20 protein-coding genes are annotated in these 24,762 nt (G+C 57.2%); 12 read left to right on the top strand and 8 right to left on the bottom strand.

Translation table 11 applies throughout. From position 1 onward, the window contains the following. Positions 1-32: 32 nt before the first annotated feature. Positions 33-518 (bottom strand): ureidoglycolate lyase, encoded by a 486-nt coding sequence (locus ACR0NN_RS08075; protein WP_170721324.1) that lies wholly within the window; start codon positions 516-518, stop codon positions 33-35. Beyond that, positions 515-1,933: an allantoinase PuuE gene (gene puuE / locus ACR0NN_RS08070; protein ID WP_170721327.1), complete on the bottom strand. Its 1,419-nt coding sequence runs from the start codon at positions 1,931-1,933 to the stop codon at positions 515-517. The genes ACR0NN_RS08075 and puuE overlap by 4 nt, the downstream gene beginning before the upstream one ends. Before the next feature lie 162 nt (positions 1,934-2,095). Here puuE and uraH point away from each other — a divergent pair, with 162 nt between their 5' ends. Next, positions 2,096-2,452 (top strand): hydroxyisourate hydrolase, encoded by a 357-nt coding sequence (gene uraH, locus ACR0NN_RS08065; RefSeq protein WP_170721330.1) that lies wholly within the window; start codon positions 2,096-2,098, stop codon positions 2,450-2,452. Between the two features lie 2 nt (positions 2,453-2,454). On the opposite strand, the gene ACR0NN_RS08060 is transcribed toward uraH, so the two are convergent. Beyond that, positions 2,455-3,369 carry a LysR family transcriptional regulator gene (locus ACR0NN_RS08060; RefSeq protein ID WP_170686039.1) on the bottom strand — a complete coding sequence of 305 codons (915 nt, stop codon included), beginning with the start codon at positions 3,367-3,369 and terminating at the stop codon, positions 2,455-2,457. 96 nt (positions 3,370-3,465) lie between these two features. Between ACR0NN_RS08060 and ACR0NN_RS08055 the strand changes: the two genes are divergently transcribed. The 3 genes from ACR0NN_RS08055 to ACR0NN_RS08045 all read left to right on the top strand — a co-directional run bounded on the left by ACR0NN_RS08055 (position 3,466) and on the right by ACR0NN_RS08045 (position 10,730). Beyond that, complete coding sequence (locus tag ACR0NN_RS08055; RefSeq protein ID WP_170721333.1) at positions 3,466-4,689, top strand: urate hydroxylase PuuD; 1,224 nt, start codon at positions 3,466-3,468, stop codon at positions 4,687-4,689. A 153-nt stretch (positions 4,690-4,842) separates the two neighbouring features. Then, positions 4,843-6,648, top strand: coding sequence for a BamA/TamA family outer membrane protein (locus ACR0NN_RS08050; protein ID WP_170721336.1), 1,806 nt, complete (start codon positions 4,843-4,845; stop codon positions 6,646-6,648). Next, on the top strand, positions 6,648-10,730 hold the full coding sequence (locus ACR0NN_RS08045) for a translocation/assembly module TamB domain-containing protein (protein WP_170721339.1): 4,083 nt from the start codon (positions 6,648-6,650) through the stop codon (positions 10,728-10,730). The genes ACR0NN_RS08050 and ACR0NN_RS08045 overlap by 1 nt, the downstream gene beginning before the upstream one ends. Before the next feature lie 63 nt (positions 10,731-10,793). Here ACR0NN_RS08045 and fdhF read toward each other — a convergent pair whose 3' ends face one another. The 3 genes from fdhF to ACR0NN_RS08030 all read right to left on the bottom strand — a co-directional run bounded on the left by fdhF (position 10,794) and on the right by ACR0NN_RS08030 (position 16,265). After that, complete coding sequence (fdhF, locus tag ACR0NN_RS08040) at positions 10,794-13,580, bottom strand: formate dehydrogenase subunit alpha (protein WP_170721343.1); 2,787 nt, start codon at positions 13,578-13,580, stop codon at positions 10,794-10,796. A gap of 14 nt (positions 13,581-13,594) precedes the next feature. Then, positions 13,595-15,298, bottom strand: coding sequence for an NAD(P)H-dependent oxidoreductase subunit E (locus ACR0NN_RS08035; protein WP_170721345.1), 1,704 nt, complete (start codon positions 15,296-15,298; stop codon positions 13,595-13,597). Positions 15,299-15,383: 85 nt separating this feature from the next. Next, positions 15,384-16,265 carry a LysR family transcriptional regulator gene (locus tag ACR0NN_RS08030; protein WP_170721350.1) on the bottom strand — a complete coding sequence of 294 codons (882 nt, stop codon included), beginning with the start codon at positions 16,263-16,265 and terminating at the stop codon, positions 15,384-15,386. Positions 16,266-16,409: 144 nt separating this feature from the next. On the opposite strand from ACR0NN_RS08030, the gene ACR0NN_RS08025 reads away from it, so the two are divergent. Continuing rightward, positions 16,410-16,778 carry a YybH family protein gene (locus ACR0NN_RS08025; RefSeq protein WP_480684380.1) on the top strand — a complete coding sequence of 123 codons (369 nt, stop codon included), beginning with the start codon at positions 16,410-16,412 and terminating at the stop codon, positions 16,776-16,778. Positions 16,779-16,801: 23 nt separating this feature from the next. Here ACR0NN_RS08025 and ychF read toward each other — a convergent pair whose 3' ends face one another. Next, complete coding sequence (gene ychF, locus ACR0NN_RS08020) at positions 16,802-17,899, bottom strand: redox-regulated ATPase YchF (RefSeq protein WP_170721353.1); 1,098 nt, start codon at positions 17,897-17,899, stop codon at positions 16,802-16,804. A 200-nt stretch (positions 17,900-18,099) separates the two neighbouring features. Between ychF and ACR0NN_RS08015 the strand changes: the two genes are divergently transcribed. The 7 genes from ACR0NN_RS08015 (at position 18,100) to ACR0NN_RS07985 (ending at position 24,129) form a co-directional block, all read left to right on the top strand. Next, the gene (locus ACR0NN_RS08015) at positions 18,100-18,585 is read left to right on the top strand and encodes an acyloxyacyl hydrolase (RefSeq protein WP_170721356.1); all 486 of its coding nucleotides are present in this window, start codon (positions 18,100-18,102) and stop codon (positions 18,583-18,585) included. 79 nt (positions 18,586-18,664) lie between these two features. Then, positions 18,665-19,456, top strand: coding sequence for a tryptophan synthase subunit alpha (gene trpA, locus ACR0NN_RS08010; RefSeq protein WP_170686049.1), 792 nt, complete (start codon positions 18,665-18,667; stop codon positions 19,454-19,456). A gap of 161 nt (positions 19,457-19,617) precedes the next feature. Continuing rightward, on the top strand, positions 19,618-20,784 hold the full coding sequence (locus ACR0NN_RS08005; RefSeq protein WP_170721358.1) for an alpha-hydroxy acid oxidase: 1,167 nt from the start codon (positions 19,618-19,620) through the stop codon (positions 20,782-20,784). 254 nt (positions 20,785-21,038) lie between these two features. Beyond that, positions 21,039-21,695: a 50S ribosomal protein L25/general stress protein Ctc gene (locus ACR0NN_RS08000; RefSeq protein WP_170721361.1), complete on the top strand. Its 657-nt coding sequence runs from the start codon at positions 21,039-21,041 to the stop codon at positions 21,693-21,695. A 130-nt stretch (positions 21,696-21,825) separates the two neighbouring features. After that, a complete protein-coding gene (gene pth / locus ACR0NN_RS07995; RefSeq protein WP_170721367.1) occupies positions 21,826-22,503 on the top strand; it encodes an aminoacyl-tRNA hydrolase in 678 nt (225 codons plus the stop codon). Between the two features lie 72 nt (positions 22,504-22,575). Further along, positions 22,576-23,739 (top strand): serine hydrolase domain-containing protein, encoded by a 1,164-nt coding sequence (locus tag ACR0NN_RS07990; protein ID WP_170721370.1) that lies wholly within the window; start codon positions 22,576-22,578, stop codon positions 23,737-23,739. Positions 23,740-23,748: 9 nt separating this feature from the next. Continuing rightward, the gene (locus tag ACR0NN_RS07985) at positions 23,749-24,129 is read left to right on the top strand and encodes a DUF2237 domain-containing protein (protein WP_170721373.1); all 381 of its coding nucleotides are present in this window, start codon (positions 23,749-23,751) and stop codon (positions 24,127-24,129) included. Here the strand turns inward: ACR0NN_RS07985 and ACR0NN_RS07980 are convergent. Further along, the gene (locus tag ACR0NN_RS07980) at positions 24,126-24,758 is read right to left on the bottom strand and encodes a class I SAM-dependent methyltransferase (RefSeq protein ID WP_170721376.1); all 633 of its coding nucleotides are present in this window, start codon (positions 24,756-24,758) and stop codon (positions 24,126-24,128) included. The two genes, ACR0NN_RS07985 and ACR0NN_RS07980, sit on opposite strands and share 4 nt — an antisense overlap. Between the last annotated feature and the right edge of the window lie 4 nt (positions 24,759-24,762).

The following is a 24,762-nucleotide window of genomic DNA, read 5'->3' as shown; positions in this document are numbered from 1 at the left end:
TTACCGCTTCTCCGGCGGTTTCGGTTCTGGTTTCAGCGATCGACCACCTCGTACGGTGAGCTGAACCAGTGTTCCTCCAAGTTCGGGCCGTCTCCGATCCGATCAACCACGGCGAACAAGCCGGGCGCATGCAGAGGTGTCAGAACCCCGTGCCATGTACCCCGGTGATAGTTCACCGCCTGTCCCGGCTCTGTAATGAACGCGCGAGGACGACCCGGTTGCCCCTCCTCATCCGGGGCGACGATCACGAGAAAGGGCTGGTGAGTCATCGGAATGAACGCCTGGCTGCCGTCAGGATGACGTTCAACCATCTCTAGCTGATAAGGCAGTTCGCGGGGGTTGGCGTTGAACAGGCTGATACCCGCGCGGGCGTCACCGAAGTCCAGCTTCGCCCGATCATGATACCGCCCGCACTGACCCTGATTGATGATCTTGTCGGGCTCGCCCGAGATATCGATCAGATCACCAAACGGCGCAAAGCCTTCGGCCGAGATCGGTTCAGCGACAATCCGTGTCATGAGGGCAGCACATCGCGCAAGCGGAACTCGGCAATCCGTTCGACCTGTCGACAGGCCTCGGCGAATTCGGTGTCGCGATCCTGATCGATGCGTCGCTGGAACGCACTCAGGATCGAGGCTTTGTTGTGGTCCCGCACTGCAATGATGAACGGGAAACCGAATTTATCAGTGTAGCGCTGGTTCAATTCGGTGAAGGTAGACCGTTCCTCGTCCGTCAGCGCATCCAGACCTGCCGAGGCTTGCTCAGACGTGCTTTCCAGTGTCAGTCGCTTGGCCTGCGCCAGTTTACCCGCGAGATCAGGGTGGGCGGTCAGAACACCCAGCCGTTCTTTTGCTGAGGCGGACCGGAACATGCGTGACAGAGCATTGTGCAATCCACCCGCCGTGTCATGCGCCGCGCCCAATTCCAGATCATAGGCACGCTCGGCGATCCACGCGGAGTGCTCAAAGATACCACCGTAAGCGGAAACAAATTCATCGCGGCCCATCTGCGAAGGTTTTGGATACGCAACCGATGGGTGCGTTTCAGCCCAATGTTCTGCTATCTGCAACCGCGTCGCGAACCACACGTCCGAGAACCCGCGCGCGTAATCCAGAAACCGTTTCAGCGCCATGACGCGTCCCGGTCGCCCGATCAGGCGACAGTGCAAACCGATCGACAGCATCTTGGGCGCGCCAGCTTCGCCTTCCGCATAAAGCGCGTCGAAACTGTCTTTCAGATAGGAATAGAACTGGTCTCCGGCATTGAACCCCTGCGGCGTTGCAAAGCGCATATCGTTGCAATCCAACGTGTAGGGAACAATTAGCTGATCACGGCCACCGGTTTGCATCCAGTATGGAAGATCGTCTGCATAAGTGTCGGCAACATAGGCAAAGCCGCCTTCCTCGGCGACCAGACGCACGGTGTTGTCTGAACAGCGCCCAGTATACCAACCGCGCGGGCGCGCCCCGACAACTTCGGTATGCAGGCGGATCGCCTCGGCGATCTGGGCGCGCTCTTCCTCCTCGGGCATGTCCTTATGCTCGACCCATTTCAGGCCATGGCTGGCAATCTCCCACCCGGCAGATTTCATCGCGGCGACCTGATCCGGCGAGCGCGCCAAAGCTGTCGCCACGCCATAAACAGTGATCGGGAGATCTTTCATCAGACGATGCAAGCGCCAGAACCCCGCCCGCGCACCGTACTCATAGATCGATTCCATGTTCCAGTGTCGCTGGCCCGGCCACTGCGCCGCCCCAACAATTTCGGACAAGAACGCCTCAGACGCGGCATCCCCGTGCAAAACACAATTCTCGCCACCCTCTTCGTAGTTCAACACGATCTGAACAGCCAGTTTTGCCCCACCGGGCCACGCGGCATCAGGCGGGTTGGCTCCGTATCCGATCATGTCGCGAGGGTAACGAGGCGGCTGCATAGGGTCTTCCAGTCAGATTAAGTGTTTCCACAGCTTTACCCCAGAAACGTGGGATAGATTATCAAATCAATCCGAATACTGCTTCCGATTCTTTCGGCATTTCCACGGTTTTGCGGTTTGCCCAGACTGTGGCACACCAAACGACACACACAGGAGAGACCTTTGGCTGGCTATCTGACGACCCATGTTCTGGACACCGCACGCGGCTGCCCCGCCGAAGGTCTGAAAATCGCGCTTTATGCGGTGTCGGGAAATTCGCACCGCAAACTGGTCGAGATGGAAACCAACGCGGATGGACGCACCAACAGTCCGATCCTGCCGCAAGAGGACTTCAAGACCGGGACTTACGAGCTGATCTTCTTTGCTGGGGATTATCTGCGCGCGACAGGACAGGATGGGGATGACCCACTGTTTCTGGATCAAGTTCCAATCCGTTTTGGCATGTCTGATGCGGAAGCGCACTACCATGTACCGCTGCTACTGTCGCCTTACGGCTATTCGACCTATCGCGGCAGCTAGCCTCAGGTTTCGGTACTGCGTACCACCTTACCGATCCGGCCAATCATGAAATCCATGAACAACCGCGCCTTGGGGTCCTGATGACGGCGATGTGTGTACAAGCAGGCCATTTGCACCGGCACCGGAGGCGTTTGCACCGCCACCGGGATCAGCCGCCCTGCCTTCAGATGCTCAGACACCTCAAAGGTGGGTTTCATGGCAATCCCCTGCCCTGACAAAGCCCAATCGGTCAGAACATCCCCATCGTCGCATTCATAGCGGCCCGACACGGCGAACCGTTTCGGACCGTCTGGCGTCTCCAGCATCCACTGAAATTCAGTCGCGCCCGGAAAGCGCAGATTCAGGCACTCATGTTTACCTGAAATCAGATCCGCGCCAGTTTCCGGCATTCCCCGCTTTTTCACATAATCGGGTGCTGCGCATAATACGCGCTGGCAGTCTGCGATCTTTCGAATGCGCAGAGTGCTGTCCTCGGGCTGGCCGATGAAAAAGGCCAGATCCAGCCCCTCGGTGGTCAGATCAACCGATCGGTCCGTCAACCTGAGCCGAACGTCAATCTCAGGGTATTCTGACAGAAAATCAGGCACATGAGGCGCCAACAACCGGCGCCCCACCCCCAAAGGTGCGGCTACAAACAATGATCCTCGGGGGGCTTCGGTCAGATGCGTTACCTGAGCCTCTGCCTCATCCACTGCATCCAGAACCGCGACCGCTCCGGGGTAGAATGCCCGGCCCTGTTCGGTCGGTGTCAGGTTGCGGGTGGTCCGCTGAAACAGGCGCACGCCCAAATGATCCTCAAGCTGAGAAATCCGCGCCGAAGTCACAGCAGGCGAGATACGCATATCGCGTCCGGCGGCAGACATGCTGCCCAAATCATAAACCCGGACAAAGGTGCGAATGTTGTCGAGATAGGACATCTTATCGTTTTTTTTGATACAGTTTGACAATATACGGGAATACCGAAGAAAAGCCCGTTTGCCTAGTGTGGCGGCAACTTATCGGAGACCTCATCGATGTACGACTTCGCCGTTTTCTGGGATTGGATTGGTTTTGGCGTGCGCTGGCTGCATGTTATCACCGCGATCGCCTGGATCGGATCATCCTTCTACTTCATCGCGCTGGACCTTGGCCTGAACCGCGACATCCCCGGACCTGCGGACGGTGAGGAATGGCAAGTTCATGGCGGCGGCTTCTATCACATCCAGAAATATCTGGTCGCGCCAGAGCGCATGCCGGATCACCTGACCTGGTTCAAATGGGAAAGCTATGCCACATGGCTCAGCGGTGCTGCGCTTTTGATGATCGTCTATTGGGTGGGCGGAGAGCTATATCTGATCGACGCCCAAAAGGCCGATCTGGCGTTGTGGCAGGGCATCCTGATCTCGGCTGCATCGCTGACTGTCGGCTGGCTGGTCTATGATTTCCTCTGCAAATCAGGTCTTGGCGAACGTCCAACGTTGCTGATGGTTCTGCTGTTCGTGCTGCTGGTGGCGATGGGCTGGGGCTACAATCAGATTTTCACTGGCCGGGCGATGATGCTGCATCTGGGGGCCTTCACGGCCACGATCATGACGGCAAACGTGTTTTTCATCATCATGCCAAACCAACGGATCGTGGTGAATGATCTGAAAAACGGACGCACGCCTGATCCAAAATACGGCAAGATCGCCAAGCTGCGTTCGACCCACAACAATTATCTGACCTTGCCCGTCGTATTCCTGATGCTGTCGAACCACTACCCGCTGGCCTTTGCCACCGAGTACAATTGGATCATCGCAGCGCTGGTCTTCCTGATGGGAGTCACGATCCGCCACTATTTCAACACCCGACACGCGCGCGCCGGGAACCCGACCTGGACCTGGCTGGTGACGGCCCTGCTGTTCATGACCATCATGTGGTTGTCGACCGCTTCGATGAACGACCCGTTAGAAGAGACCGAGGCGCGGCAACTAACGCCATACGAACAGAAATTCGCATCCGCAGATGGTTTTGAAGAAGCGCATGACATAGTTCTGGGCCGCTGCTCTATGTGCCACGCGCGCGAACCTGTCTGGGAGGGCATCCTGTGGGCGCCCAAAGGTGTCTTGTTGGAAACCGAGGCCGACATTGCGCAGAACGCACAGCAAATTTACCTGCAGTCCGGCGTCACTCACGCCATGCCACCCGCGAATGTGACCTATATGGAGCCCGAAGATCGGGACGCGATCATCCGATGGTTTCGAAATGCCAATCTGTAGCGAATTGGTACGCGGTAAAGACAATAATAATTGCCAAGTTTGGTTTAGTCCTTCCCCTAAGCGCCGCCAAATGCTCTAAATGAATTCAACAAGCCGCATTCTTTGGTTATTGCGGTTATAGCGATTTCGACTTGGGGCAGTTGGAGCTAGGAAATGACAGGGAGCAGACCGCGCAGCGCTCTGAAAGGCTGGCTTTTTGGTACGCTTGTGGCCCTATCCCCAAATCTTGCTATCGCGCTAGAAACCACACTGTCCGCCCCCGGCGCATCCGAAGATTTGGTCGACCGACTGGAAGAAACCTCATCTGTTTTCACTTCGGAATCTCGTGGGTTGGATACCTCGCTGGAAATTCTGTCGGCGGCCTTGTCCGATTACCGCACCATCGTTCAGATCCTGTATGACGAAGGCTATTTCAGCCCCGTCGTCAGTATCAAGCTGGACGGTCAAGAAGCCGCTGAAATTGACTCGCTGCACGTTCCGGCCCAATTCAAACGGGCGACGATCTTGGTGACACCTGGTCGAAAGTTCAAATTCGGAACGGCGATTGTGCAACCGCTGGCAACGGGTACGGAGCTGCCCGAAGACTTCGCAACGGGCAAAACCGCAACCACCGGGGCGATCCAACAGGCAGCTTCGGCGGGGGTGCAAGGCTGGCGCGACACCGGCCATGCAAAGGCGGAAGTGGCCGATCAAAAAGTGATCGCCCGTCATGCGCAGGCAAGGTTGGACGCGACGATCGATCTGGCCCCCGGGCCCAGGTTGCGGTTCGGTAAGATGATCATTCAGGGCGATACAAATGTGCGCCATCGGTCGATCGAAAAAATCGCAGGTTTCCCCTCAGGCGAAGTGTATTCGCCGGAACAGGTGCAAAAGGTTGGCACGCGACTTCGCCGAACCGGGACATTCGCGTCGGTGTCTCTGAGGGAGAAGGATGAGCCGAACCCTGACGGTACGCTGGATTTCGATGCCACTTTCGAAGACTTGCCACCGCGTCGCCTGACCTTCGGCGCAGAAATTGCATCACGCGACGGTGTGGACCTCACCGCCACCTGGACCCATCGCAACGTATTCCGCCGCGCCGAACGGCTGCGGTTCGAAGCTGCAATCCGCAATATCGGCGGGGCCGAGGATATCGATGGGCGCATCGGTCTGCGTCTGGATCAGCCTGATCGGCTTGGACCCGACGACAATACCTTCTGGAGCGCCCTGCTGGAGCGGCGCAATACCGAGAACTACAACGTCTCGGTCGCTTCGCTCGCCTATGGTGCCCGTCGTACCTTCTCGGACCGGCTCTATGCCGAAGCCTCAGCCGGTTTCCAATGGTCGGATGCGGATGACGCCTATGGTGATGGGCGCAAGTTTCGGTACTTCATCCTGCCCTTCCGGTCAGAATGGGACCAACGCGACAGCAAGGTCAGCGCCACCCGAGGCTATTATCTGGATTCGCAGGTTATGCCGTTTGTCGGGTTCTCCGGTTCGGATACCGGCTTGAGAATGTTCTTTGACGGGCGCGCCTACAACGATTTGGGCACTGCCGGTCGACTGGTTCTGGCGGGCCGGGTGCAGCTGGGTTCAGTCCTTGGCCCACCAGCTGATGGCGTGACTCCGGATTTTCTGTTCTTCTCGGGTGGTGCCGGAACCGTTCGCGGCCAACCTTTTGAAAGCCTCGGCATTCCGGTCGGAGACGGCGTTGCCGGTGGCAAATCTTTCCTTGGTCTCTCGGCAGAGGTTCGCGGCAAAGTCACCGACGCCATCTCATTGGTCGGGTTCTATGACTACGGCGTGGTCGACACGTCCTCATTCATCGGCAGCGGCGCGGAAGAGCATTCTGGCGCGGGCATTGGAATCCGCTATGATCTGGGTGGCTTTGGCCCTCTGCGTTTTGACCTAGCCGTGCCTGTTCAGGGCGACACGGGCGACGGGCTGCAATTCTATCTTGGGATCGGACAGGCCTTTTGATGCGTCGCGTTATATATCCCCTGTTGCTAAGCTCAGCAGTGATCTCCGTCCCCGTCGGGGCGACCGCCCAGGACGAGGGCGGCAGCATGATCGAACGGTTCCTGCAGGACACGCTCTCGGGTGATGATCAGAACGTGCGGGTGATTGGCCTGGAGGGCGCGCTAAGCTCTCGCGCGACCATTCAGGAGATCACAGTCGCCGATGACGAAGGTGTATGGCTGACCATCAAGAATGCCGAACTGGATTGGAACCGGCTGGCGCTGCTGCGGGGGCGATTCTCGGTCAACACCTTGTCGGCAGAGGAAATTGATGTTGCACGTGCACCGGGTACGACCACCAAGGATACTCCACCACCGTCAGCCGAAACCCAACCCTTTCAACTGCCTGAACTTCCAGTCTCGATCGAAATCGGTGAGCTTAAGGTGAATGAGTTGTCACTGGGCGAACCCCTGATTGGCGTCGCTGCTGATCTTGCGGTGAACGGCAATCTCTCACTTGCGGATGGAACGCTGGATACCACGCTGGATATCGACCGACTGGATCGCGCGGGCGATACGATTGATCTGAAAGCGGGGTTTCAGAATGACAGCCGCCAGATCGATCTGGATCTGACGGTCGCCGAAGCCTCAGGCGGGTTGATCGCAACGGCGCTATCTATCCCCGATGCCCCGCCGCTGGAGCTGACTGCAAAAGGTTCGGGGCCGGTCTCCGATTTCAATGCTGATATCGGGCTGAGCAGTGATCAACAGCTTCGTGTATCTGGCCAGGTGCGGCTGCGCACCGCCGACGAAAATGGTACCGCAGCCGACGGAATTGCCTTTACGGCTGATGTCGGGGGCGACCTTACACCGTTTCTGGCTGAAGAGATGGACACATTCTTTGGCACAGATACACGGCTGTTCGTGGACGGGCGCACCCATTCCGACGGTGCGCTGGATATTTCGGAAATCGAAATCTCTTCAGAAGCGCTGGAGCTTAAAAGCGAACTCCGCCTTGCCTCGGGTGGAGTTTTGCAACTGGTCGCTCTGCAGGGCCGTATCACCCCTCCGGACGGTGACAAGGTTGTTCTTCCGGTCAGCGGAGGTGAGACGTCCATCGGCGCGGCTCAGATTTCGGCCTTGTACAATACCGAGAATGGCAACCACTGGGACCTGAGCCTCACGACCAACAATGTAGAAACCCCAAATCTGAACCTCGATCACGCCAGGATCAACGGGCAAGGCACGTTGGACCAATCCGGTGGATTATCAGTCGATGGCGATCTGCAGGCTGTGCTGGATGGTATCGATTTGACCGACCCGGCACTGAATGCCGCCGTTGGCGATCAAATCACGCTGGATGGGCAGTTCGATTATGGCAGCGACCAGACGTTGAAATTGTCCGGGTTCGAATTGGTTGGCAGCGACTATACTCTTGATACCGATGCGCTGATCAGCGGGCTTGCCTCCGGGCTGCAGGTCGATGGGACCGCACTGCTGCAGGCAACCGATCTGTCGCGCTTTTCTGAACTGGCTCAGTTGCAGCTTGGTGGTCAAGCTTCGGTCGGGGTGACAGGCAAAGGGTCTCCGCTGGACCGCAGCTTTGACGGTAAGGTTACGGTGAATGGCCGCAATCTGGTGACCGGGCGCGACGATATCGACCCGGTGATCGCGGGCGAGACCGAAATCGTGCTGGATGCCAAACGCGACACAGACGGGGTGTCTATCCGTGAATTCACCATCGACGGTGACGCACTGACCGCCCAAGCCAGCGGCACGGTTACGACCCCCGATGGCAACTTGACGATTGACGGACAGGCCAGCGTGAACGCCCCCGATCTTGCCGTGTTCTCGGGCCTCGCCAAGCGTGACCTTGCAGGGGCTGTTCAGGCACGGCTGGATGGCAAAGGAACAGTGCAGACGCTCGAGTTCGACGGTCAGGCCAGTGTGATTGGAACAAACATCCAAACCGGGATGAGCGAGTTCGATCCGCTGCTGAAAGGCCGAACTTCGATTAATTTCGACGGCGCACATGCGGACAATCGGGTCGTTATCCGAACCGCCACGGTCAAAAGCGCCGCTTTGACTGCCGAGGTCGGCGCGACCATTGAGGACCCTACGGGCGATATCGCGGTAGATGGCAGCGCCAAGGTGAATGCACCAGACCTGTCTTTGTTCTCAGGCCTCGCCGGGCGTGATCTTGCGGGATCGATCAACGCGGATGTCACTGGACGCGCGGCGCAAGGCAGCAAGACTTTTGACGTCAAAGGCACCGTCATCGCGGATGACCTTGGGACAGGCATCAACCTTGTCGATGAATTGGTTCAGGGTAGAACCACGTTGAACGTGGATGCGGCCAATGATGATCAGGGCCTAAACATCCGTACATTCAGCCTGAATGGCACCGCCTTAACTGCGGATGCATCAGGTCGGTTGGACCGCGAAGCGGGTGGCCTCGATTTCTCAGCCATGCTGGATAATGTTGGTCGCATTTCTCCAACACTATCGGGTCCGCTGAAACTGGAAGGCAACGTTGCGCCGACCGGCTCCGGGTTAGAGGGCAACGCGCGCCTGCAGGGTCCTGATAGCTCATACGCCAATCTCACTGGAACGGTTGAGACCAGCGGTACGGCCGATCTCGACTTTGAAGCCCGGCTAAACAAGCTTGAACGTTTTGTTCCTGATTTCCCCGGCACAGTTTCGGCCAACGGCACCGCGCAGCGCGACGACGGAAAATGGACAATCGATGCGAAGGCTGACGGCCCCGCTGAAATCAACACGACGATTGCCGGAACCTATGACGAAACTAGCGGCGAAGCAGACCTGAAGATGCAGGGCGGTGTCAACATCGGCATCGCCAACGCTTTTATCTCACCCAACAGTCTGGCCGGTACGGCCCGATTTGATCTGGCTCTGAAAGGGGCGCCCGCATTGGATGCGCTCAGTGGAACGGTTTCGACTTCCGGCGCGTCGATGGCCTTGCCCGATGTGGGACAGACGATCACTGGCATCGGGGGTTCTGTTAACATCGCGCAAAGCCGCGCCACGATTGCACTGCAAGGTGGCGTACGTGCGGGCGGAGGGTTCACCGTCAACGGCCCTATTGACCTGACACCGCCTTTCAACGCCCAGATCACAACGGCGATCAACAATCTCGTGCTGACTGACAAGCTGCTTTACGAAACCATATTGAATGGCCAGATCGCCCTAACCGGTGCACTGGCAGGAAACAGTTCGCTGGCCGGTCAGATCAATTTTGGCGAAACCAACATCAATCTCGCCGCCGCTGCAGGCGCAGTTGGTGCAGCGCCTATTCCAACTATTGAACACTTGAACGAAAGCCGCGCAGGTTACGTGACCCGGGAACGTGCAAATTTGGTGGAATCCGAAGATGCAACCAAAAACAATTCGCGCATGTCGCTCGACATCGGATTGCTTGCGCCCAAGGCCGTCTTTGTCCGAGGGCGTGGTGTGAACGCCGAACTGGGCGGGCGTATACAGATAGGCGGAACCACAACCTCTGTTGTCCCATCAGGTCAGATTGAGCTTATCCGCGGCAACATCGATATCCTTGGCCGCCGCCTCGCGCTGACCAAAGGGTTGGTAACGTTACAGGGCGACCTCACCCCGTATATTGAGTTCGAATCTACAACCAGCACCTCGGATGGGACTGCGACGATCGAAATCGCCGGACCGCTGGATTCGCCCGAGGTCGACGTGTTCTCGGACCCTGAGCGTCCGACCGAAGAAGCACTGGCCATGCTGTTGTTCGGCAATCGTTTTTCAGAGCTGTCACCGTTTGTCATCGCGCAGATGGCGGCCTCATTGGCCCAACTCAGCGGCGCAGGTGGAGACGCAACGAAGGGCCTTCGTGACACCACCGGCCTCGACACAGTTGATCTTGGGGCGACAGAGGGCGGCGGAGGCAGCCTGGGCGCTGGTGCCTATCTGAGTGACAATCTCTACACCGATTTCACCGTGAACACCGAAGGCGATACCGAGGTGAACCTGAACCTGGATGTCACCGACAGCTTCACGGTGCGGGGCACGGTAGACGGGCGCGGCGAAACGGGTCTTGGTATCTTTTTCGAGCGTGACTACTGATTGCATCGAGCATTAAAAAGGGCGGCCCCTAAGGACCGCCCTTCGTTCCAATTCAATCGCAGTTTATTCCGCTGCGATCGCATCTTCGATCTTGTCGACACGAATGGCCGAGAACTTGAACTCGGGGATCTTGCCGTATGGGTCAATGGCCGAGTTGGTCAGGATATTCGCTGCCGCCTCGACATACGCAAACGGGATGAACACCATGTCTTCAGCAATCGCCCTGTCAGCGCGGACCATGATCTCGATGGACCCACGGCGGGTGGTCAGGCGGATTGTCTCACCCGGCTCGATGCCCATCAGCTTGAGCGTTCGCGGGTTCATCGAACAATTCGCCTCGGGCTCAACTGCATCCAGAACGGTCGCGCGGCGGGTCATCGAACCCGTATGCCAGTGCTCAAGCTGACGACCTGTGGTGGCGATCATCGGATATTCGTGGTCCGGCGCCTCGTCGGGTGGAATGACACTGGCAGGCGTAAAGCGCGCCCGACCATCCGCACGCGGGAAGCCATCGCTAAACACGATCGCTTGGCCCGGATCAGTCTCGGACAGCGACGGATAGGTGATTGTCTCGGTCTCAAGCCGTTCCCAAGTGATATTGTCGAGCGAGGCCATCGTCAGCTTCATTTCGGCAAAGACCTGGGACACATCGGTGCAATCCCAGTTCAACCCGATCCGCTGCGCAAGCTCGACGGTGATCTTCCAATCCTCGCGCGCCTCACCCGGAGGAGCCACAGCTGGGCGCACACGCTGCACCTGGCGGTTGGTGTTCGACACGGTGCCGTTCTTCTCATAGAGCGCCGAGGCTGGCAGGATGATGTCGGCATAGTTCGCCGTTTCGGTCAGGAAGATATCCTGCACAATCATCAGTTCCAGCTTGGCCAAGGCATCACGTGCGTGGCTGACATCCGGGTCAGACATGGCCGGGTTTTCACCCTGAATGTACATGCCCTTGATGTTGCCCGCATAAGCTTGATCAATGATCTCGGTCACGGTCAGACCCTTCTCGTTCGAGAAGTCCCGCTCGTCACTCCAGACATTGTTGAACTTGGCCCGGATACCATCGTCGGTGACCGACTGGTAATCCGGCAGGAACATCGGGATCAGACCCGCGTCCGAGGCCCCTTGCACGTTGTTTTGACCGCGCAACGGGTGCAGACCCGCGCCCGGCTTGCCCACGTTACCGGTCATCAAGGCCAGCGAGATCAGACAGCGAGAATTATCAGTGCCGTGGATGTGCTGGCTGACACCCATGCCCCAGAAGATCAGACCGGCCTTGGCTTGTGCAAAGGTGCGCGCCACACGACGCAGCTGATCCGGTTCGATACCGCAGATCGGCGACATCGCTTCGGGCGTGAACTGACGCAGGTGCTCTTTCTCGGCTTCCCAGTTCTCGGTCCAGCGGTGGATATACTGGCTGTCATAGAGCTCCTCTTCCACGATCACATTCATGATCGCATTGAGCATCGAGACATCGGCACCGGGACGGAATTGCAGCATCTCATCTGCAAACTTGCGCATCCCAACGCCGCGCGGGTCCATCACAATCAACTTGCCACCACGTTTGGTGAACTGCTTGAAGTAGGTCGCCGCAACGGGGTGGTTCTCGATCGGGTTGGCCCCGATGATGATCGCCACATCTGCGTTTTCGATCTCGTTGAAGGTCGCTGTCACCGCGCCCGAGCCCACGTTTTCGATCAGAGCCGCCACCGAAGACGCGTGGCACAGACGGGTGCAGTGGTCGACGTTGTTGTGTTTGAAACCCTGACGGATGAACTTCTGGAACAGGTACGCCTCTTCGTTAGTGCATTTGGCCGATCCAAACCCGGCCACGTAGCGCGGGTCTTCGTCGCGCAGGGCCATCAGTCTGGAGGCGGCGAGATCCATCGCCTCTTCCCACGATGCTTCACGGAAATGGGTGTCCAGATTGCCGGGATCGACGTTCAGCCCCTTGGCAGGCGCATCCTCGCGCCGGATCAGAGGTTTGGTCAGGCGGTGCGGGTGGTGGATATAGTCGAAGCCGAACCGACCTTTGACGCACAGGCGGCCTTCGTTGGCGGGGCCGTTGATACCCTCGACATATTTAACCTTGCCGTCTTTGACCTTCAGCGAGACTTTGCATCCAACGCCGCAGAACGGGCAGACGCTTTCGGTCTCGGAATCGTAGTCCTTGCTGTCGCCTTGCTGCTGGTCGTCCAATACGGTTGCGGGCATCAATGCCCCTGTCGGACAGGCCTGAACGCATTCGCCACAGGCCACGCAGGTCGACGCTCCCATCGGATCGTTCTGGTCGAACACAACCTGTGCCGTATGGCCGCGACCGGCCATGCCGATCACGTCGTTCACCTGCACGTCACGGCAGGCTCGAACGCAGAGGTTGCAGTTGATGCAGGCATCCAGATTGACTCGCATCGCGACATGGCTGTCATCCAGCAGAGGGATTTTCTCTGCCTCTTTCGCCGGGAAACGGCTGTCGCTGACGTCGTTTAACTTGGCCATATCCCAGAAATGGCTGGAAGCGTCATGCGGCTGCTCAGGCTGATCCGCGACCAGCAATTCCATAACCATCGCGCGCGATTTCTCGGCACGCTCGCTATCGGTTTTCACGACCATTCCGTCCGCCGCAGGGCGAATGCACGAGGCGACCAGAGTACGTTCACCTTCCACCTCAACCATACAGGCGCGGCAGTTGCCGTCGGGTTTGTAGCCCGGCTGAGGCTTGTGGCACAGGTGCGGAATGGTGGACCCCTGCCCCTTGGCGGCTTCCCAGATGGTCCAACCCTCGGGCACGGTGACATCTTCGCCGTTCAGGTTGAAGGTGACGGTCTTGTTTGGGCTTGCGTCAAGCATGGCTCTGTCTCCCCTCAGATTTCGTCAGCGAAATGTTTCATTACAAGTCGGATAGGATTCGGAGCTGCCTGCCCCAGACCACAGATCGATGCGTCGCCCATGACCTGACACAGATCTTCCAACAGATTCTGATCCCACTTGTCGGCCTGCATCAGCTTGACCGCCTTTTCGCAGCCAGCCCGGCAGGGCGTGCATTGGCCGCAGCTTTCATCCTCAAAGAATCGCAGCATGTTCAGCGCCGCATCGCGGGCCGTGTCCTGATCAGACAGAACCACAACCGCGGCAGACCCGATGAAGGTGCCCAGCGGCTGCAATGTGTCAAAGTCGAGCGGGACGTCGTCGATGCTGGAGGGGAGAAGACCTGACGACGGCCCGCCCGGTTGATACGCCTTAAACACATGACCTTCGGCCATGCCGCCGGCGGCATCAATCACGTCGAGAATGGTCGATCCTGCGGGCAGCAGGTAAACACCCGGCTTCGCAACGCGGCCCGAAACCGAATAGCTGCGCAGCCCCTTGCGGCCATTCTTTTCCGTGCTGTTGAGGCATTCCGGCCCTTCGCGGCACACTTTGGTGACCCAATACAACGTCTCAACATTGTGCACCAAAGTCGGACGGTTAAAGACGCCAACCTGCGCCACGAACGGAGGGCGATGACGCGGCAGTCCCTTTTTACCTTCGATCGACTCGATCATCGCGGATTCTTCGCCGCAAATGTAGGCGCCAGCCCCGCGGCGCAGGTCGATATAGCCCGGCTCGACGATCCCGGCCTGTTCCAGCGCGGCGATCTCACGGCGCAGAATTTCCAGCACGGCAGGATATTCGTCGCGCATATAGATAAAGCATGTCTCGGCCTCGACGGCCCAAGCGGCGATCAGCATACCCTCAAGGAAGACATGCGGCGTGCGTTCCAGATAGTAACGGTCCTTGAACGTGCCGGGCTCGCCCTCGTCGCCGTTGACGGCCAGATAGCGCGGACCTTCGTTCATACGAACAAAGCCCCATTTCTTACCCGACGGGAAACCCGCGCCGCCCAGACCACGCAGGCCCGAAGACAGGACGTCTTCCTGAACCTTTTCCCAATCGCCGCCTTCGCGCAGCTCTTTCAGCTTGGCATAGCCCCCACTTGCCTCATAAGTCGCGAAGGTATCATAGTCGGGCAGATGCGCATGGGTGTCGCCCGCAGCAATCGTGGCCTGCACCTTTTCGGGTGTGGCATGGTCGATATGGTTATGACCAATCTCAAGCACCGGAGCTGTGTCGCAGCGACCCATGCAAGGGGCACGGACAACACGAACCTCAGCAGGGTCCAACCCGTCCTCCAACGCCTTTTGCAGCTGCTGGGCACCGGCCATTTCGCAAGACAGAGAATCACAGACCCGGATGGTCAACGCGGGCGGAGGTGTTTCGTCTTCTTTCACCACATCGAAATGGGCATAGAAGGTGGCAGTCTCGTAAATTTCGGCCTGTCCGATCCGCATCTCAACGGCCAGTGCCGCGATGTGATCGGCACTGATATGGCCGTGTTCGTCCTGAATCAGGTGCAGAAATTCAATTAGCAGGTCGCGGCGGCGCGGGCGGTCGCCCAACAGGCGCGCGATTTCAGCCTGTGCCTCATCCGTGAATTGACGTCCTTTGGGCGTGTGCCGCCCTTTGCCTTTACCTGACTTCCAGACGCCCTTGGGTGCGCCCGATGGCTTGGTATCTAGTGGTGCCATGATGCCCTCCGATTAAGGCCCCGTGTCTCATCAGACTAGCATATCGTCAAATCGCATATTTCAATCGCACGATAACGACAGATTATCACCGTAAAGACGTCACCACGTCACGCAATGCGCCGACAGTAGGCAATTCCGGGTCACGCATCAGGGTCGCCAGACAAATCGGCTTGCTGACCACCGGGTCGATCAGCGGCAACACTTTGGTGCCTTTTAAATCACCCAGCGCCCGTACAAGCACACGCGGGATCACCGTGGCGGCCAGCCCCTCGCGTGCCATAACCATCGAGGCGGTAAAGCCGCTGGTCTCAGCGACCACATCCGGATGCAGGCCTTGTTCAGCGAATATCCGGTCCAGTATTCGTCGGTTCTGCATCTGCGGCTCTAGCAGGCTAAGCGGAAACTCAGCCACGCGCGCCCAAGGGACCGGGCCGGTCTCACCAGTCATGTGCGAGGGCACCAGCAGTACATAAGTTTCCTCGTACAACGGTTGCACCTGCCTCAGATCGGTGCCGATGCTGTCGCCATAAGTGATACCAGCATCCAGGCTGCCTTCGTCCAGCCGGTGCAGGATTGCGGTCGCAGACATGGTCTCGATACGGGTCACAATGCGGGGATGAGCATCGCGGAGCCGCTTGGTCAGACGTCCGGTAAATGCGATAGCCGTCGGAATCACGCCGAGGATCAGAGTCCCCGTGATCTCACCCTTCGCAGCTAGCACCTGTTGTTCAAGAGCTTTGGTGTCATCGAGGATACGCCGCGCGCGCAGAACGATCATCTCGCCCTCTTCGGTCAGGCCCTGAAACCGGTTGGCGCGGCGGACGATGGATACGCCCAGCCGGTCCTCAAGGTTTCGGATTCGCATCGAGAAGGCGGGCTGAGATATTCCGCATTCCTCCGCCGCCTTGGCAAAGTGACGATGCCGAGCCAGGGCGCTGAGAAGTTGAAGGTCACGGATTTCGATCATGATTTAGACTTCCAACTTCTGGCCCAATGTAACTCTAACCGCTTTTTTCCAGAGGAACAGCGCAGTCTCCGCCTACTAGCTGGTAACTCAGAGTTCTTGTCTCGCGTGCTCGACATGCCTCTAATGGATAGAGCGTACGAACGAATGGAGCGCACGATGGTGGCAAAGGATATTTTTCAGCAATTGTATAACGGTTACGTCGATAGGTATCGATCAAAAGACGCCGCGGGATGCGCTTCGTACTTTACAGAAAACGCAGAGCTTTATTCGCCATACGGTCCTGCAGCGATCGGACGGAGCGCCATAGCAAATATCCATTCAGATTGGGTTCAGGAAGGCGGGGAAGACAAAGTTATCGAAGTCATGCACGCTGATATCAACGACAATGTCGGTTGGTGCCTTGCACATTACAGTGAAGGAACGAACGGCCAGGGTACTTCATTGAATGTACTATACAAGCAGGCCGACGGAAGATGGCTGATCACCCAGTGCAGCTTGAACGAAGCACTCTGAAAACCTACGATAACCAGATATATTTACGTGTTGAACAGGAAATGCATCACATCGCCATCCTTGACGATGTAGCCTTTACCCTCGGCCCGCATCTTGCCTGCCTCTTTGGCGCCTTGCTCACCGTTCGCGGCAATGTAGTCGTTATAGGCGATGGTTTCGGCGCGGATGAAGCCTTTCTCAAAGTCGCCATGAATAACACCAGCGGCCTGCGGCGCTGCGGTGCCAGTGCGGATGGTCCAGGCCCGGGCCTCTTTCGGGCCGACGGTGAAATAGGTTTCCAGCTTAAGCAGATCGTAACCAGCCCGGATCAGGCGGTCGAGGCCGGGTTCTTCCAAACCCATTTCCTCAAGGAACATCTGAGCTTCGTCCTCTTCGAGCAGGCTGATCTCTTCTTCGATCTTGGCGCTGATGATGACGTGGGCATTGCCCTGAGCTGCAGCCATCTCGGCCACTTTCGCGGAATACGCGTTACCTTCGGAGGCTTCTTCCTCAGACACGTTGCAGACGTAAAGAACCGGCTTGGTGGTCAGCAATTGCAACATCTTCCACGCCTTAGCGTCTTCGTCAGAAACTTCGACCAAACGCGCGGGTTTACCGTTTTCCAGCATTTCCTGCGCTTCGGCCAACAGACGGTCCTGCTGCTGGGCTTCTTTATCGTTGCCCTTAAGCTTGCGCACCAGATTGGCGCGGCGCTTTTCAATGCTTTCCAGATCAGCCAGCATCAGCTCGGTCTCGATCGTGTCGGCATCGGCGACGGGATCAACGCGGCCATCCACATGGGTCACGTCACCATCTTCGAAACAGCGCAGCACATGCGCAATCGCGTCTGTCTCACGGATGTTGGCCAGAAACTGGTTGCCCAATCCCTCACCTTTTGAGGCACCCTTCACCAAACCAGCGATGTCCACAAACGTCATGCGAGTTGGAATGATCTGCTTGGACGACGCAATCGCGGCCAGTTTATCCAGACGATCATCAGGAACGGCTACGTCACCCACATTGGGTTCTATCGTGCAAAACGGGAAATTCGCCGCCTGAGCTGCTGCGGTTTTGGTCAGCGCATTGAAGAGGGTCGACTTGCCCACATTCGGCAAACCCACGATTCCCATTTTAAAGCCCATGACGGCCTCCTGATACCATTCGAGCGCTGCTTCTAGGCAGGTCCGCTCCAATGCGCAAGGCAAAGTGCCTGTTCGCTTGCTCGAGTCCATTCTGCCACATCACAATAATGGGATCGCATTGTGATCTTGCCTGCGTTGAAAACATGCATCTACATTCCTCAATAAAATCAAATCAAAGAACGACGGACAAAGTAGGTACAATGAAATCCCTAGGTATATTGGCCATTGCGCTGGCAGCCGCAACGTCAACACAGGCCCAATCGATTATTTTTGGCGCGGGTTATGCAGACTATTCAAATGCTGAAGCCGAAGATCAGGCAATTGTTTCGCTTGAGTATCAGCATCGGCCCTTTCACGAGGCCACCCGTTTCAGCGCAACCTGGGGCGCGGCCTTGTCTGTTGATGCGGATGGAAACACGCATATCGGCGCAGGCCTGATCGGGCTATATACATTCGCAGACCGCTGGTTCGTGGAAGGCAGCGTCATGCCGGGATATTACACCGAATCTGACGAACGGAACGATTTGGGCGGCAGCTTCCAGATTCGAAGCCTGCTGGGTCTGGGATATACGCTGGAAAGCGGCAATAAATTGTCTGTTGCGATTACACATAAATCCAACGCCAGCACTCAGGAAGATAATCCCGGCGTGAATGCCTTGCTGCTGCGGTATCACTATTCGTTCTGATCGCAAGCTTTCCAAGCGGGATTGATTTTCAGCGAAAGTTTCTGCACATCAGGTCCAAACCCGAGTGCAAGGACATCCGATGACCCGTATCGACGCCAAATTCGCCGCCCTGAGAGACCAGGGCAAAAAGGCATTTGTAGCTTATGTGATGGCCGGTGATCCCGACTATGACACATCGCTAGAGGTCGTGAAGGGTTTGCCAGGCGCAGGCGTCGATGTGATCGAATTGGGCCTGCCCTTTACCGACCCGATGGCGGATGGCCCTACCATTCAGGCCGCCGGTCAAAGGGCGCTGGACGGTGGCATGACATTGCAGCGAACGCTGGATCTGGCGCGCGCGTTCCGTGAAACTGATGAAACAACACCCATTGTGCTGATGGGGTATTACAACCCGATCTACAGCCGAGGGGTCGAGACCTTTTTGGCCGATGCAAAATCCGCCGGAATTGATGGCTTGATCGTAGTGGATTTGCCACCTGAAGAAGATGCGGAACTCTGCCTGCCTGCGCAGGCGGCCGGTTTGAACTTTATTCGTTTGGCAACACCTACCACCGATGACAACCGCCTGCCTCGCGTTCTGCAGAATACCTCTGGCTTTGTGTATTATGTCTCGATTACCGGCATCACAGGCGCCGCCGAAGCGCAGGCGACCGATGTCGGCCCCGAGGTCGCACGGATCAAAGCAGCAACCGATCTACCCGTGATCGTCGGGTTCGGAATCAACACGCCAGAGAAGTCTCGCAACATCGCCAGCGTGTCCGACGGAGCGGTTGTTGGGTCTGCAATTGTCAGTCAGATTGGGGCTGGAAAGCCGGTCTCTGAGGTTTTGGACTTTGTCAAATCTCTGGCTGACGGCGCGCACTCCGTTTAAATCATTTCTGCGATTTCAGACTAAATTCCACCGCAGCGGGCGTTCAGCTTGCTGCGGTTTTTTGCTTCTTGCGACGCGGCATCCAACCGCATCAGACAGGCATTGCAGTACGATGCGATAATTGGTAAAGAAAGTTAACCAATCTGTCGAAAGCCTGATCTATGCCTGTCATTACGAATATCGAAGACCTCAAACGGATCTATGAACGCCGCGTTCCCCGTATGTTTTTCGACTATGCCGAAAGCGGCAGTTGGACCGAGCAGACCTTCCGCGAGAATACCTCGGATTTTGAGGATATTCGCCTACGGCAGAGGGTTGCAGTTGACATGACCGGGCGCTCGACTGCGTCTCAGATGATTGGGCACGACGTAACAATGCCGGTCGCATTGGCCCCGGTGGGCCTTACGGGAATGCAACATGCCGATGGCGAGATCAAAGCGGCCAAAGCAGCCGAAGCCTTTGGTGTGCCGTTTACGCTCTCGACCATGTCGATCAATTCAATCGAAGACGTTGCCGAGAACACATCAGCTCCGTTCTGGTTCCAGCTCTACACCATGAAAGATGACGACTACATTAGACGGCTGATCCAGCGCGCGAAGGATGCGAAATGCTCGGCCCTTGTCGTCACGCTTGACCTGCAGATTCTGGGTCAACGGCACAAGGATCTCAAAAATGGCCTATCCGCTCCGCCGAAACTAACGCCCAAAACTATCGCCAACCTTATGACCAAATGGGCATGGGGTATCGAGATGCTGGGGGCCAAAAGACGCGAGTTCGGTAACATCGTCGGTCATGTCGACAGCATCACCGATACCCGCTCACTGGGAACATGGACTGCCGAGCAGTTCGACCCCAGCCTTGATTGGGGCAAGGTCGGGAAACTGATCGAGCAATGGGATGGCAAAGTCATACTCAAAGGTATTCTAGACGCCGAAGATGCCAAGATGGCCGCCAAGCTGGGCGCGGATGCGATTGTTGTATCCAACCACGGTGGGCGACAGCTGGATGGCGCGCTGAGTTCAATTCGCGTCCTGCCTGAAATCTTGGATGCGGTTGGCAATGATGTCGAAGTACATCTGGACAGCGGTATTCGCTCGGGTCAGGACGTGCTGAAAGCGCTGGCGCTTGGGGCCAAGGGCACCTTCATTGGTCGCGCCTTTGTCTATGGGCTGGGTGCGATGGGTCAGAAAGGTGTAACTACGGCTCTGGAAATCATCCACAAAGAGCTTGATACGACAATGGCGCTCTGCGGTGAACGCAATGTGGCTGACTTGGGCCGTCACAACTTGCTGATCCCCGAAGATTTTGGAGGTCGCTGGCAGGCCTGACCTTCTGTCGCTGGGAAAGTGGGGGCGCTGCCGCCGCCGCCCGATGGAGGCCTCCCCCGGGATATTTGGAGCCAGATGAAGCAGAGGATCCGCTCTTCATCTGGCCCAAGATATCCCGGAGCGCGAGGCAGAGCCTCGCAAAATTAACAGGGCCACAAAAAGCCCTTTCCAATCCAACTGAATCAAGCTAAGGACGCGGCTTCACGCGGGCATACAGCCTTGGAGGATGCCCGCCCTAACATTGGAGAATTATCATGGCTGGAGAGATTCCTGATCTCGTAGCTCTGGAACGGACGGGGACAGGCAAGGGCGCCGCTCGTCAGGCACGCCGCGATGGCATGGTTCCGGGCATTGTATTTGGTGGTGACAAAGAGCCGCTGCCGATCCAGATCCCGTTCAACGAACTGTTCAAGCGTCTGAAAGCAGGCCGGTTCAAGTCGACCCTGTGGAACCTGAAGGTTGAAGGCCACGACGACGTTCGCGTTATTTGCCGCGATGTTCAGCGTGATGTCGTCAAAGACCTGCCGACCCACCTGGACCTGATGCGCCTGCGCCGGACTACCAAGATCGCGCTGTTCATCCCCGTTGAATTCGTCAACGAAGAAGCTGCGCCCGGCATCAAGAAAGGTGGCGTTCTGACCGTTGTTCGCCCTGAGGTAGAGCTGCTCTGCACTGCTGGCGACATCCCTGAGAAGATCACCGTTGATCTGACCGGAATGGAAATCAACGATGTTGCCACCATTTCGTCGGTCAGCCTGCCCGACGGCACCAAGCCGACCATCGATCGTGACTTCGTGATCGCCAACGTCTCGGCACCCACCGGTCTGTCGACCAGCGACGACGAAGAGGGTGAAGAGGAAGAAGTGGCCGCAGATGAAGTTGAAGTCATCGGCCAGGAAGAAGAAGAATAAATCCGGATCAGTACCGGATTTGAAACGGGGCCCCATCCGGGGCCCCGTTTTCTTTTGCGGGTGCGGGGCTGGAAACCATCCCTGAAACCATGCAATGAGAGAGCGATGCGAGACTGCAAAGGGCAATGCGATGAAACTGTTTGTCGGTTTGGGAAATCCAGGAACCAAATACGCCCGCAATCGACACAATATCGGTTTCATGGCATTGGATCGGATTGCCGAGGATCATGGATTTGGCCCGTGGAAATCCAAGTTTCAGGCAGAAATTGCCGAAGGCCGTCTGGGCGGCGAAAAAGTGCTGTTGGTGAAACCTCAGACTTTCATGAACAGGTCCGGCCAATCCGTCGGCGAGGCGATGCGGTTCTATAAGCTCGATTCGACCGATGTGACTGTTTTTCATGATGAGCTGGATCTGGCCCCAGGCAAAGTGCGCGTAAAAGCGGGTGGCGGCCACGCGGGACACAACGGGTTGCGCTCGATCCACGACCATATCAGCCCAGCCTATGATCGCGTACGGCTGGGCATCGGTCATCCGGGCCGGAAAGAGATGGTCTCACCCTATGTTCTGAGTGACTTTGCCAAGGCCGATGCGGACTGGCTGGAAGATGTATTGCGCGGCGTGTCGGACGGGGCCTCTTATTTGGTCAATGATGAAGGCGGAAAATTCATGAATGCAGTGGCCTTGCGCACCACCCCCCCCAGATCATCAAAACAACCTGCTAACGCCGAAACAGCGCCCAAAGCCGCGCCTGAATCTTCGCCTGATGAGCGTTCGGCGATGCAGAAACTGTTGGATAAGTTCAAATAATCATTCCGCAACGTAGCAATTGCGCAATTCGGCGGACCGGGTTCCAATGTCCGGGATAGATGGAGGCGTCGCATGAGAACTACGCTAAAATGGATGCTGCGGATTGTATTGGCGTTGGCCCTGGCAGCATTGGTGGTCGGGTTTTGGAAACGCGAAGAGATTCAACGCCTGATGGCCGTGAACTCATTGTTTTCAGAAGAGAAGATTGTTCACAATTTTTCCCATATGGATGAAGCCTTTTTAACCGTCGACCTACCGCGCGGTGATGGCCCGACGTGGGAGCTGCCCTATGGGCCCGAGTTTGACCTACCCGAAGGAACGGACCAATGGATCGAGGATCGCGCTGTAACCTCTTTATTGGTGATGCAGGACGGCGATATCCGGTTTGAGGAATACTACCTTGGCTCCGGCCCGGATGATCGGCGGATTTCCTGGTCTGTTGCGAAAAGTTATTTGTCCGCTCTGTTTGGCATTCTGATGGAGGAGGGTGCTATTGCATCGCTGGACGATCCGGTTGTGCAATACGCACCTGAACTCAAAGGTAGCGCTTATGAGACCACCTCGATCCGGAATGTGCTGAATATGGCCAGCGGCGTAACATTCGACGAGGATTATCTGGATTACAATTCAGACATCAACCGCATGGGCCGGGTCGTGGCGCTGGGGGGTGAATTGGATGACTTTGCCGCCTCGTTACAAGACAGCTTCGTCGCACCGGGTGAGACATGGCAATATGTGTCGATCGATACCCATGTGATCGGAATGGTTATCCGTGGTGCATCAGGACGCAGCGTAGCGGATCTGTTGACCGAAAAAGTGATCGAACCACTGGGGCTAGAGCGGGATGGCTACTACATCACCGACGGCGCGGGTGTTGCATTTGTCTTGGGCGGCCTCAACTTTACAACACGGGATTTTGCACGTTTCGGGCAGCTGATTTTGCAGGACGGCGCGCGTGGCGGGCGACAGATTGTACCTTCGGACTGGATCAGCGCATCGACCTGGCCCAGCGCACCGACAGAGCCGGGCAAGATTGGCTATGGTTATCAATGGTGGATACCCGTTGGCGCCCATGAGGGTGAGTTCATGGCGCGCGGTGTATATGGGCAGTATATCTATTTCGATCGGCCCCGTGGCGCCTTGATCGTAACAACAGGCGCTGACCGGAAGTTCCGCGATCCCGGTGTCAGCACGCAGAACATAGAAACATTCCGCAAGATCGCGCAAAGCCTATAGGGTGCAGCCATGCAAAAGCAAGACAGCATCAATGTTTTAGGTGGCGTACTCGCCCCTTGTTCACGCGATCCCCTGACCGGGTTCTTTCGCGATGGCGCGTGCAACACCTGCCCCGAGGATCAGGGAAGCCACACCGTCTGCGCCGTCATGACGGCCGAGTTTCTGGCCTATTCCAAATATGTTGGCAATGACCTGAGTACACCGCGCCCCGAGTTTGACTTTCCCGGCCTGAAGCCGGGCAATAGCTGGTGCTTGTGCGCGTCGCGCTTCCTGCAAGCCTATGACGAAGGCTGCGCGCCCTTGGTACATCTAGAAGCTACACACCAGCGGGCGCTGGAAATCGTGCCGTTGCGCGTTTTACAGGCGCAACGGCACGACAACCAATCCTAGATTGCAAGGGCCCGGTAGCCGCGTGACGTGCGTGACGGAGGTCCCGTCGGAAAGTTGTATTCAGATTGCAAATCCCACCCCGAACGCGCCAACATATCTGCCACCGCTTCTGACCGATAGGTTCGGTGCCGCCACTGGAACCAGATAATCGCATTACACCAATGCGGTTTGCTTACGACCAGCCAAAGTGTCGAACCCGGCTCAACCAGTTCGCGCATTTGGCGCAACGCGGCTGCGGGATCGGCGCAATGTTCCAGAACATGAGCCGCCAGCAAGCAGTCGAATCGGACCTCCGGCTGAAACTCTTCCAGACGCGATTGGATAAGCGATGCGTTAGATCCGCGCCTCTGCAAAGCGGATTGCGCCAAATCTAGCATGCGGGCCGATGGCTCAAGCAGTGCGATTTGTCCCTCTGGCCGAATGACTGCGCGTGCTTCGGCAAAAGCACCGGTCCCACATCCGATATCCAGCGCATTGCGGCTCAAATCCACAAGCGGATCTGAAGACAAAAACCCCAGATAGGCATCGAAATACCCGAGCAAACGCATCTTGTCCGCCCAGCCGGGGGCGGCCCGATCGTATTTCTGATCCAGCCGATCAGGATCGGCCTTTGAGGATGCGCTGCACATGGCT

It is taken from the genome of Ruegeria sp. BA2, assembly GCF_056539605.1.
Note: the sequence above shows the minus strand (reverse complement) of the source record. Positions and strands in the feature narration are given on the sequence as shown.